Here is an 11,389-nt window from a genome sequence, read left to right on the forward strand (position 1 = left end):
GGTCCGGGACACGCTCGACCGGCTGCTGGAGATCGAGAAGAAGGCGCAGGGGGCGATCCGCTCCGACGCCCCGGTCAAGGCGGAGGACGTGAACAAGGCCGCGCCGGCTCCGCCTGTCGTAAAGTAAATCGCGCACCGCCCGATGCGGGAGTGACGTAGCGGGGGGTTCCTCGTGCCCCCTCGCTCTTTGGTTGCGGGGATACCCCGGCGGCGCGAAGCTCGTATCGGGGCAGGGGGCCCCATACCTTCCGTAGGAGGGGTACCCCACCGATACGGATTCGGCGGTGGGGCAGCGTATGGAGCGAGGCAGAGATTGCGTCGAGCGGAATCCGCAGTGAGCGGGCGGAGGTCGCGAACGTCCCCGAGAGGAAGCCCCCCGCGAGGAACCCCGCATCGGCATGCGGGCGTTCTTACCGGCCGAGGTCGCCCGAGAGGATGTACTCCTTCGCGCTGTTGACGGCGGTGGCGGCTTCCCCCGCCCCGGCGGTGATGAGGAGCACCTTGCCGGGGTAGGTCACGATGTCCCCCGCGGCGTAGACGCCGGGCAGGTTGGTGGACATGTCGGGAGCCACCCCGATCCCGCTCCCGACGATGTTCAACCCCCACTGCCGGAACGGCTCCATGTTCGTCAGCATGCCGATCGACAGGACGATGTCGTCCACCTCGAGGGTCTCCTCGAGCCCGCTTCGCTCGTTCCAGATGACCGCCCCGGTCACGCGGTCGTCGCCCAGCACCTCCTTCAGCGTGTAGTACGGGTATCTCACCCGGACCCCGGAGGAGAGGAGCCGGTGGACCATCGCCTCGTGGGCCTGCCACTTGTACATCCGGTGGCACAGGGTGACCTCGGCCGCGATCCCGTCGAGGGAGAGGGCCCAGTCCACCGCGCTGTTCCCCCCTCCGACGATCAGGACCCGCTTTCCCCGGAGCGGCTCGAAGGAGTTCAGGTAGTAGTGGATCCCCTGCCCCTCGAAATCGATCAGGTGCGGTATGTCCAGCTTCCTCGGGACGAACGCGCCGCACCCGGCCGCGATGATGGCCGTCTGCGTGTAGTGTGCGCCCGCCGGGGTCGAAAGCTCGATCACCCGTTCGTCGAGGACGCGGAGTCCCGTGACCCGCTCGTCGAGGACGACGGTCGGCTCGTACTGCATCGCCTGGGCGGCGAGCTCGCGGATAAGGTCCGCGGCCACGATCCTGCGGTGGCCCGCGACGTCGAAGATCTCCTTCTCCGGGTACATGGAGATCAGCCGCCCGCCGACCTGCGGGTACGTCTCGATCAGCTTGGTGCGGCACTCCCGCAGCCCCGCGTAGTAGGTCGCGTAGAGACCCACGGGTCCGGCGCCGACGACCGTGATGTCGTAGAAATCCCTCTGGAGGACCATCCCGGCACAATCATATCTCAAAGTTCGGCGGAACGCCTCATGGCGGGGCATCGAAGACGGAATGATGGGCGTATCCCGAAGTCGTATGATATATAGTATCAATTTGCCATCCCGCCGTTCCGGAGCAGCATGAATGGAGTTGAGGGACATGAAGCACCTTGCGCGTGCGTGGAAGCGGGGGACCGACTTCCTCGGGACCCGGTACGCGATCATGTGCGGTGCGATGACGTGGGTCTCCGAGGCCAACCTCGTGGCGGCCATTTCGAACGAGGGGGGGTTCGGCGTCCTCGCTGTGGGAAACATGCCCCCGGACCTGCTCGCGCGGGAGATCGCGAAGACCCGCGAGAAGCCTGCTCGCGCGGGAGATCGCGAAGACCCGCGAGAAGACGCGGAACCCGTTCGGCGTGAACCTGATCACGGTCGCTCCCGCCTTCAAGGACCACGTCGAGGTGGTGATCCGCGAGAAGTGCCCGTACGTCTTCTTCGCGGGGAGCATACCGTCCGGGCGGGACATCGCGGCGGTCAAGGCGGCGGGGCTTTCGCTCGTCTGCTTCGCCCCGGTCCTTTCGCTCGCGAAGCGGCTGATCAAGCAGGGGGTCGACGCCCTGGTGATCGAGGGGAACGAGGCGGGCGGGCACATCGGACCGGTGGCGACGTCGGTCCTGGCGCAGGAGTTCCTCCTGTCGGTCACCGAGGTTCCCGTGTTCGTCGCGGGGGGGATCGGCACCGGGGAGATCATCGCGCAGTACCTCTCCCTGGGGGCGGCCGGGGTCCAGCTCGGGACCCGCTTCGTCGCCGCGGAGGAGTGCGTGGCGCACCCCCGGTTCAAGGATGCGTTCATCCGGGCGGCGGCGCGCGACGCCATGCCCACCACGCAGTTCGACCCGTCCCTCCCCACGATCCCGGTCCGCGCGATCGTCAACGAGGGCACGAAGGATTTCAACCGGCTCCAGTTCGACCTGCTGGGCAGGGTGAAGGCGGGTGAACTGCCGCGCGAGGAGGCCCAGGTGAAGCTCGAGGAGTTCTGGGTCGGGGCGCTGCGGCGCGCCGTGGTGGATGGCGACGTGGAGCACGGATCGCTGATGGCGGGGCAGAGCGTGGCGTTCGTGAAAAAAGTCCAGCCGGTCCGGGAGATCCTCGATGAGCTGGTGTCGGGAGCGGAGGCCGCGCTGGCCCGGATGGCGGGGGAGGGGTGATGTTCCGGATCATTCCGCGGGACCAGGAGTTCTTCGTTCTCTTCCAGAAGGCTTCGGAGAACATCGTCGACGGGGCGGTGCGGCTCAAGGACCTCCTCGAGCAGTTCGACGATCTCCGCGAGAGGGTCCGGAGGATCGAGGAGGTCGAGCACAAGGGCGACACCCTCACCCACGAGATCGTCAAGAAGCTGAACACCTCCTTCGTCACCCCGATCGACCGCGAGGACATCCTCGCGCTGGCGTCCTCCCTGGACGACGTGATCGACCTGATCGAGGCGGCGGCCACGCGGCTGCTGCTCTACAAGGTCACCGAGGCCACGCCGCACGCCAAGGAGCTGGGGTTCCTGATCCTCAAGTGCGTGCAGGAGCTGCACAAGGGGATCACGCACCTGCCGTCGTCGAAGGGACGGGACCACGTCTACGAGCATTGCGTCGAGGTCAACTCCCTCGAGAACGAGGCGGACCGGGTCTGCCGGGACGCGATCGCCTACCTGTTCGAGCACGAGAAGGACCCCGTGTTCATCCTGAAGTGGAAGGAGATCTACGAGACGCTCGAGACGGCCACCGACCGGTGCGAGGACGCGGCGAACGTGCTGGAAGGCGTCGCGCTGAAGAATGCCTGAAGGACCGGTCCTGCTGCTGGGGCTGGTGATCGTCGCCGCCCTGGCCTTCGACTTCATCAACGGCTTCCACGACACGGCGAACGCCATCGCCACCTGCATCTCCACCCGCGCACTCTCCATCCGCAACGCCATCGTCATGGCGGCGGGGTTGAACTTCGTGGGGGCGTTCATCTCCACACACGTCGCGACCACCATCGGGAAGGGGATCGTCGAGCCGACCCACGTCACCCAGATCGTCGTCCTGTCGGCGCTCGCGGGGGCGATCTTCTGGGACCTCCTCACCTGGCACTACGGGATCCCCGCCTCCTCCTCCCACGCGATCATCGGGGGGCTGATCGGCTCGGTGATCGCCGCGGAGGGGACCAGCCCGCTCAAGTGGAGCGGGATTTCGAAGATCCTGGTGGCCATCGTGGTGTCGCCCGTCACCGGGACGCTGGTCGCGTTCCTCATCATGGTCGCGATCTACTGGGGATTCCGGAACTTCCACCCGTCCCCGCTGAACCGGGCGTTCCGCCATCTCCAGGTCGGATCCGCCGCGTTCATGGCGTTCTCCCACGGCTCCAACGACGCGCAGAAGTCGATGGGGGTGATCACCCTCGCGCTGGTCTCCTACGGCGCGATCCCGACGTTCCACATCCCGTCCTGGGTCGTCTTCTCCTGCGCGGCCGCGATGGCGCTCGGGACCGCGATGGGAGGGTGGCGGATCATCAAGACGGTCGGGACCGACTTCGTGGAGCTGCAGCCGGTCCACGGCTTCTGCGCGGAGACGTCGTCGTCCGCGGTCATCCTCACTGCCACCGCGATGGGGATCCCGATCAGCACCACGCACGTCATCACTTCGGCCATCCTCGGCGTCGGGCTGTCCCAGGGGCGCAAGAAGGTGAACTGGGCGGTGGGGATCCGGATCGTGTGGGCGTGGATCCTCACGATCCCCGCGTCGGGCGCCGCCGGCTACTTCGCGTTCCGCATCCTTTCCCCCTTCCTCGTAAAACTGTAACCGTCGGAGGAACCGCATCATGATCCGGAAGATCCAGCATATCGGCATCGCCGTCAGGAGCCTTGCGGAGGCCATCCCCTTCTACCGCGACGTCCTGGGACTCACCCTCGTCGGGACCGAGGAGGTGGCCGACCAGAAGATCCGCGCCGCCATCTTCCGCGTCGGGGAGAGCACCATCGAGGTGCTCGAATCGACCGCCCCCGACGGCCCGGTCGGGAAGTTCCTGGAGCGGAACGGGGAGGGGATCCACCACCTCTGCTTCGAGGTCGGGGACGCCGCCGCCGCGCTGTCGCACGCGAAGGGGAAGGGGGTCCGCCTCATCGACGAGGCGCCGCGGGCCGGGGTCCACGGGACGCGGGTCGGCTTCCTGCACCCGAAGTCCACCTTCGGCGTCCTGACCGAGTTTGCGCAGGAAGGGGAAGGAGAAGGGGAGCATTGAGCGCCTTCCACCCGGAAGGGACGCCGCGCGCGCTCCTCCTGGTCTTCCACAACCACCAGCCGGTCGGGAACTTCGACTCCGTGCTGCGGGACGCCACGCGCGACGCCTACCTGCCGTTCCTCGCGACCCTGGCCGACTTTCCGTCCGTCAAGGCGACGATCCACTTCTCGGGGTGGCTCCTCGAGTGGATCGCGGACCACGCGACGGAGACGTTCTCGATCCTGCGCGATCTCGTCTCCCGCGGACAGCTCGAGGTCCTGGGGGGGGGGATGTACGAGCCGGTGCTGGCGCTCCTGCCGGAACGGGACCGGCAGGGACAGATCGGCGCGCTCTCCGGGCTCGTCCGGCGGAGTTTCGGCAAGGCGCCGGAGGGGATCTGGCTCGCGGAGAGGGTGTGGGAACCCGATCTCCCGTCGACGCTGTCGAAGGCGGGGGTGAAGTACCTGCCGCTGGACGACTACCACTTCATCCGCGCGGGCCTCTCGCCCGAGGAGCTCGACGGCTTCTACCTCACGGAATACAACGGCGCGGCGGTCCGGGTGTTCCCCGGGAGCGAGCGGCTCCGGTACCTCATCCCCTTCGGGGGGGTGGACGACGCGCTGGGGGAGGTCGAGCGGATCACCTCCCGCCGCGTCCCGTACCCGGCGGCGATCTTCGCCGACGACGGGGAGAAGTTCGGAGTGTGGCCCGGGACGCACAAAAGCGTGTACGCGGACGGGTGGCTTCGCCGCTTCTTCCAGGGGATCGTCTCCCGCGGCGACCGGTTCGCCACGATGACCCTGGGGGAGTATTCCGACGCGGCGCCTTCGCGCGGGACGGTCTACCTGCCCACCTGCTCCTACATCGAGATGGGGGAGTGGGCGCTTCCGCCCCGCCCCGCGGACCGGTTCGCGGAGCTGCTGCACGGCTTCCGTTCCGGGAGAAGCACCGAATTCAAGCCGTTCGTCCAGGGCGGGTATTACCGGAACTTCCTCCGGAAGTACGACGAGGCGAACCAGCTCCACAAGCGGATGCTGTACGTCAGCGGGCGCGTCGAGGCGGCGGAGCGCAAGGACGCTGCCCGCGGCGGGGAGGCGCGGGACTTCCTGTACCGGTCCCAGAGCAACGACGTCTACTGGCACGGGGTCTTCGGCGGGCTCTACCTGAACCACCTGCGGGAGGCGGCGTATTCGAACCTCCTGCGGGCCGAGGCGGCGGCGGACGCGGTCCTGCACGCCGGGAAACCGGGATGGACCGATTCGGTCCGGGGGGACATCGACCTCGACGGCGGAGCGGAGCTGCTCCTGAAGACCGCGGGGATCACGCTCCTCGCGCACGCGCACGACGGCGGGGCGGTCACCGAGATCTCGCTCCCCGCGCGGGGGGTGGCCCTGGGACACGTGCTGACGCGGCGGGAAGAGGGGTACCACGAGAAGTTCCGCCACGCCGCCGGCTCGTTCGACGGCTCCTCGAGCATCCACGACGTCCTCGTGTTGAAGGATCCCTCGGTGATCGAGGCCCTCGGGACCGATCCGTGGCAGCGCGCATCGTTCCGGGAATCGTTTTACCGGGAAGGGATCTCCCCGGAAGGGATCCTCCGGGGGGAGCGGGCCGCCTGCTCCACGGCGGGCGAGGAGGCGTCCTTCGCGTGCATCCGGAGGGGGACGCGCCTCTCTGCGACGTTCATCGTTCCCCTGGCCGGGGACGGCGCCGACCTGCTGCTCGAGAAGACGCTGACGCTCCGGGGCGGAGAAGAGGGGTTCGAGGCGTCGTTCCGGCTGGTCAACCGCGGGACGGGAGAGGCATCGGGCTTCCTCTGCTCGGAGTGGAACCTGAACCTTCTCTCCGGCAGCGGGCCGGACCGGTATTACGAGGGGATGGGAGATGCGCGGGAGCTGTCCTCGTCCGGCGTCGCCGGCGGGGTGCGCCGGTTCCGGCTGGTCGACGCGTGGCGGAAGGTCGCCGTCGCGGCGATCCTTTCGCGGGAATGCGCCGTGCTGCGGAACCCGGTCGAGACCGCTTCGCTCTCCGAGGCGGGGGCGGAGAAGATCCACCAGGGGGTCTGCCTCCGGATGCTGTTCCCGGTACGGCTGCCGCCCGGAGAAACTGAACGTTATTCAGCGAATTGGTCGTTCATTTCGATTGCTTGAGATTTTCCAAAACGGTATGTTATTGCAACGCGACTATTCCTGGGGGCTGTTCTGGACCCGCGAGGAGGGGAATGATGAGGGGACGGAGGACGTTGGGATTTGTGCTCGTTCTGCTGCTTGCGGCGAGCACGTCGTTCGCGGCCGGTTTCCGGCTGCCGGAGGCCGGGGTCAAGGCGATGGGCATGGGGTTCGCGTTCACCGCGCAGGCGGACGACCCGTCCGCGATCTACTTCAACCCCGCGGGACTCACGCAGCTGAAAGGGCAGAACGTGATGGTCGGATTCACGTACGTGCGCGAGAACGGCGGAGAGTTCACGGGGACGACGCCGGTGGACAACACCACCGCGATCAAGAGCGAGACGCAGAAAAGCCTCAACTTCTTCATCCCGAACGCGTACTACACGCGGACGACCAACTCGGGCAACGTCTCCTACGGCGTCGGCATCTTCGCGCCGTTCGGCCTGGGCCAGGAGTACAACGACAGGAACACCAGCATCTTCCGCAACCAGATCACGAAGATCGACCTGCAGACGATCGTGGTGAATCCCACGATCGCGTTCAAGGTGAACGAGATGCTGTCCGTCGGCTTCGGCATCGACTGGATGTACGGGAAGGCGGAGCTGGCGAAGACCCCGTGGAACTCGGCCCTCGGCGGCAATCTCTACAACCTGGACCTGGAAGGGGATGGGGATACCTGGGGGTATAACTTCGGGCTGCTCCTGAAGCCCACGGAGAATCTCCGGATCGGCGCCAACTACCGCAGTCCGTTCAACCTCAAGATCAAGGACGGGGACGTGGACATCCAGGCGATCAATACGACGGGAGTCGCCGCGCTGGGCGGGGCATCCGTATCCACGGCGTTCTTCGGGGGCGCCACGACATTCGCCACGAAGGGGGACGCCACCGTCGCCATGCCGGCCACGTTCGCCATCGGCGCCGCCTGCACGATGGGCAGGCTGACGGTTGCGGCGGACGCCGATTGGACGTTCTGGCACAGCTTCAGCAGCCTTCCGATCACCATCAAGGATACGCGGCCGCCGGTTCTCGTCAGCACCAACGCGGCGAAGAATTGGGAGGATGTCGTTGCGCTGCGTTTCGGCGCGGAGTACCGGGTCACCGATCCGCTCGCGCTGCGGGCGGGGTTCGTCTACGACCCGACCCCGGTGCCGGGATCCACGATCGGCCCCGAACTTCCCGACGCGACCCGCCTGAACTACATGGTCGGGGCGGGATACAAGTTCAACCGGTGGACGATCGACGCCGCCTTCATGTACATCGACAAGCAGGACCGGACGGTCGACAATCAGATCACGGCGGCCGGGACCGGCGCCAAAGGCACCTGGACCGGGAACGCCTGGCTCGCGGGTCTGGACGTCGGATACAAGTTCTAGCGCGCGATTCCGCTGTAGCGGGGCGCCCCGGGGAATGGGGCGCCCCCTTTTTTTTCTTGAATCCATATCCGTCTATCGGGTTTCTAATGGCGGAGGACACTCCTTCCCTTCGTCCCGGGGTTGAACCAGGAATGTCCCCTCTGTTGTTGAAATATCGCGGAAGGAGGAGCGCGCATGGCGGTCCAGGTGAAGGGCCCAGCGCCGGCGTTCGAGCTGGAAGGGGTGGTGGGGAAGGAGTTCAAAAAGGTCAAGCTGTCGGATTACAGGGGGAAATGGGTCGTCCTCTTCTTCTACCCGCTCGATTTCACCTTCGTCTGACCGACGGAGATCCTCGAGTTCTCCCGGCGGGAGAACGAGTTCGCTGCGGAAGGGGCGCAGATCATCGGCGTGAGCACGGACAGCAAGTTTTCCCACCTCGCGTGGGTCAACCACGAACTGGGGGAGCTTGCGTACCCGCTCCTCGCCGACCTGACGAAATCGGTTTCGAGGGAGTACGGCGTCCTTCTGGAGGAGGCGGGGATCGCCCTGCGCGGGACGTTCATCATCGACCCGGAAGGGATCGTCCGCGCGTCGATCATGCAGGATCTCCCGGTAGGCCGGAGCGTCGACGAGCTGCAGCGGCTGGTGTCCGCCCTGAAGACCGGCGAGCTGTGCCCGGTCGGCTGGAAACCCGGGAAACCGTTCTTAGGGAAATAACGGGAAAGCCCCCCGTGGCTTCATTCCTCGCGGGGGGCTTCCAATTTATAGGTTCGCCAGCTCCTTCTCGATGATCTGCACGTGTGTTTTCTCGAACCCGGCGAGGAAGTCGAACACCTTCTTCACATCGGGCTGCTTCGTCTTCGCGCCGGCCTCGGTGAACAGGTCGAACGCCTCCTTCTCCAGCAGCAGCGCCATCTCGAGCACTTCCCGCTTCGTCGAGATCCCGCGGATCTTCGCCAGCAGCTCCTTGTGCGTCTCCTGGACGAGCTCGTCGATGTCGGGGAGCCCCTCCTTGCCCAGGATGTCCTTGTAGGGAGCCCACATCTCCGACCGGACGTTCCGGTCGTAGAGGTCCTCCAGCGACAGGAAGTGGCCCTTCTCGTCGCTTGCCAGCTTGAGGATCGTCTCCTTCAGTCCCTTGTCGGCGACGATCCCGCCGGCGTGCTTGTAGAAGACGTACGCGGAGATCTCCGACGAGATCCCCAGGTTCAGGAATTTGAGCGCCTCTTCGCTGAATTGCATGGATGACGTCCTCCGGCGTTTGATGGGATTCTTCTACCACAACACAGCATCGGTCGGCCACCGGCCGACCCGCTACACCCCTCAGGAGCCTCCGTACCCGACGGTGACCTTTCCCTCCTCGACCATCACCGGCACGTCCCGCCGGCCCCCGGTCAGGGAGAGCATCTCCTTCATCGCCGCGGCATCCCTCTCGACGTTCCGGTACGCCACACCCGCTCCCGCCTTCTCGTAGTCCCTACGAGCGTTGGTGGTGTACGGTCAGCTGTCCTTCCCGAAGATCGTCACGAGGCGCGGCATATTCCACCTCCATCGAATACTGGTTGCCTGGTTCTCCCGCTTCGGCTTCGTCGCCTCGGAGGGCGGGGCTCCGTTCGTGGCTCGCCGTGCGATGAACCTGCACGGCTGCGCTTTACCTCACTGCGCCCCCCCTCCTGCGGCGCCCGAACGCCTTCAGGGGATTCACGATGAACAGGTGCTGCGTCCCCCGGTTCTCCCCGGGGACCTGCGCCCCCCCGGTCGTGATCTTGGAAAGCGCCGAGGCGAGCCCGAGCGGGTTGCGGGTGAACCCGGCGGCCGCGGCGTCGGCGTGGTACTCGCGCTGCCGGGAGATGCTCATCTGCAGGATCTTCGCCGCGAGCGGGGCGAGGATGGCGAGGAGGATGCCGAGGACGAGGAACGCCGCGTTCCCTCTCCCCCCGTCGCGGCCTCCCCCTGACGCGCGGCCGCGTCGGCCGTAAAAGGTTCCGCGCAGGAACATGTCGGAGAGGAGCGCGACGGCGCCGACCAGGACGGCGGCGCAGACGTTGTACAGCGTGTCCCGGCTCTTCACGTGAGCGAGCTCGTGGGCGATCACCCCCTGCAGCTCCTCGCGGTTCAGCCGCTCGAGGAGGCCGGTCGTGACCGCCACGCACGCCTCTTCCGGCCTCCGGCCGGCGGCGAAGGCGTTCATCCCCGGGGAAGGCATCACGTACACTTTCGGCATCGGGACCCCGGCCGCGATCTTCATCTCCTCGACGACGTTCAGAAGCTGCCGGTGCCGATCCGGGTCCGCGGCGGCGGCGTCGTGGATGGACAGGACGATGGAGGAGCCGCTGAAGTACGCCGTCCCTCCCAGGATGGCGCACAGCACCGCGGCGAGGGCGATGCCGGCGCGGACGTCCCCGTACGCCCCCCCGATGACCGCGCCCAGCAGGAAGAAGACCGCGAAGAGGAGGATGAACAGGAGAGTCGACATCCGGACGTTGTGCCGCCCGGCGTCGGTGAAGAGGAGCATGGGGACCGGCCGGAACGACGGTGCGGGGGCGTCGGCGCTTCCGACGAGGGAATTCGCCACGTTTCCCGGGGCGGCGTTCCCGGCGGGGAACGTCTCCCGGCAGAGGTAGCAGAAGGCGGCGTTCGGCGGATTGGCGGCGCCGCACTTCGGGCAGCCCCTCCCGCGGTCCACGGGGGCGCTTCTACCGGAGGCTTACTTTCGGGACTTCGCGGTCCGCCTCGCCCGCCTGGAAGTAGGCTTCCGCCCCGAAGTTGAACATGGAGGCCACGAAGTTGCTCGGGATCGCCTGGATCGCGTTGTTGTACGTCATCACCGAATCGTTGTAGAACTGGCGCGCGAAGGAGATCTTGTTCTCCGTGCCGGTCAGCTCCTCCTGGAGGGAGGCGACGTTCCGGTTCGCCTTCAGGTCCGGGTAGCTCTCCACTACCGCGAAGAGGCTCTTGAGCGACTCGGTCAGGACGTTCTCCGCCTTTCCCTGGGCCGCCGGCCCCCGCGCCGAAACGGCCGCGCCGCGGGCCTCGATGACCTTCGTGAGCGGCTCCTGCTCGAATGACATGTACCCCTTCACCACCTCCACGAGGTTGGGGATGAGGTCGTGCCTTCGCTTCAACTGAACATCGATTTGCTGCCAGGCGTTTTTCAGCTGGTTGCGGAGGCGGACGAGCTTGTTGTAGGAGGCGACGAACCAGCCCACGACGATCACGATCAGGATGAGAGGCACGTACGCCATGACGGCCCTCC

Annotated in this window: 11 protein-coding genes and 1 pseudogene; 7 read left to right on the plus strand and 5 right to left on the minus strand. The window is 66.6% G+C overall.

Annotated elements, in window-relative coordinates; translation table 11 throughout:
• Positions 1–410 precede the first annotated feature (410 nt).
• Positions 411–1,379, minus strand: coding sequence for an NAD(P)/FAD-dependent oxidoreductase (locus tag HZB86_05525; protein ID MBI5904993.1), 969 nt, complete (start codon positions 1,377–1,379; stop codon positions 411–413).
• A gap of 148 nt (positions 1,380–1,527) precedes the next feature.
• Between HZB86_05525 and HZB86_05530 the strand changes: the two are divergent.
• The 7 genes and pseudogenes from HZB86_05530 to HZB86_05560 all read left to right on the plus strand — a co-directional run bounded on the left by HZB86_05530 (position 1,528) and on the right by HZB86_05560 (position 8,850).
• A pseudogene (locus HZB86_05530) lies at positions 1,528–2,575 on the plus strand (nitronate monooxygenase).
• Complete coding sequence (locus HZB86_05535) at positions 2,575–3,198, plus strand: DUF47 domain-containing protein (GenBank protein ID MBI5904994.1); 624 nt, start codon at positions 2,575–2,577, stop codon at positions 3,196–3,198. Before HZB86_05530 ends, HZB86_05535 begins: the two are co-directional and overlap by 1 nt.
• A complete protein-coding gene (locus tag HZB86_05540) occupies positions 3,191–4,195 on the plus strand; it encodes an inorganic phosphate transporter (protein ID MBI5904995.1) in 1,005 nt (334 codons plus the stop codon). Before HZB86_05535 ends, HZB86_05540 begins: the two co-directional genes overlap by 8 nt.
• A 19-nt stretch (positions 4,196–4,214) precedes the next feature.
• Positions 4,215–4,634 (plus strand): methylmalonyl-CoA epimerase, encoded by a 420-nt coding sequence (gene mce, locus HZB86_05545; protein MBI5904996.1) that lies wholly within the window; start codon positions 4,215–4,217, stop codon positions 4,632–4,634.
• Positions 4,631–6,763 (plus strand): DUF1926 domain-containing protein, encoded by a 2,133-nt coding sequence (locus HZB86_05550; protein MBI5904997.1) that lies wholly within the window; start codon positions 4,631–4,633, stop codon positions 6,761–6,763. Before mce ends, HZB86_05550 begins: the two co-directional genes overlap by 4 nt.
• Positions 6,764–6,864: 101 nt before the next feature.
• The gene (locus HZB86_05555) at positions 6,865–8,154 is read left to right on the plus strand and encodes an outer membrane protein transport protein (protein MBI5904998.1); all 1,290 of its coding nucleotides are present in this window, start codon (positions 6,865–6,867) and stop codon (positions 8,152–8,154) included.
• A gap of 174 nt (positions 8,155–8,328) precedes the next feature.
• Complete coding sequence (locus HZB86_05560) at positions 8,329–8,850, plus strand: peroxiredoxin (GenBank protein ID MBI5904999.1); 522 nt, start codon at positions 8,329–8,331, stop codon at positions 8,848–8,850.
• 45 nt (positions 8,851–8,895) lie between these two features.
• On the opposite strand, the gene HZB86_05565 is transcribed toward HZB86_05560, so the two are convergent.
• The 4 genes from HZB86_05565 to HZB86_05580 form a co-directional block, all read right to left on the minus strand.
• Entirely contained in the window at positions 8,896–9,375 is a 480-nt protein-coding gene (locus tag HZB86_05565; GenBank protein MBI5905000.1) for a ferritin family protein, read from the minus strand.
• 81 nt (positions 9,376–9,456) lie between these two features.
• On the minus strand, positions 9,457–9,672 hold the full coding sequence (locus HZB86_05570; protein MBI5905001.1) for a glutaredoxin family protein: 216 nt from the start codon (positions 9,670–9,672) through the stop codon (positions 9,457–9,459).
• Between the two features lie 112 nt (positions 9,673–9,784).
• Positions 9,785–10,819, minus strand: a complete 1,035-nt coding sequence (locus HZB86_05575; protein ID MBI5905002.1) for a M48 family metalloprotease — start codon at positions 10,817–10,819, stop codon at positions 9,785–9,787.
• Positions 10,820–10,829: 10 nt separating this feature from the next.
• Positions 10,830–11,378: a LemA family protein gene (locus tag HZB86_05580; protein ID MBI5905003.1), complete on the minus strand. Its 549-nt coding sequence runs from the start codon at positions 11,376–11,378 to the stop codon at positions 10,830–10,832.
• Positions 11,379–11,389 lie beyond the last annotated feature (11 nt).

Source organism: Deltaproteobacteria bacterium, from assembly GCA_016234845.1.
GTDB lineage: Bacteria > Desulfobacterota > Deferrimicrobia > Deferrimicrobiales > Deferrimicrobiaceae > JACRNP01.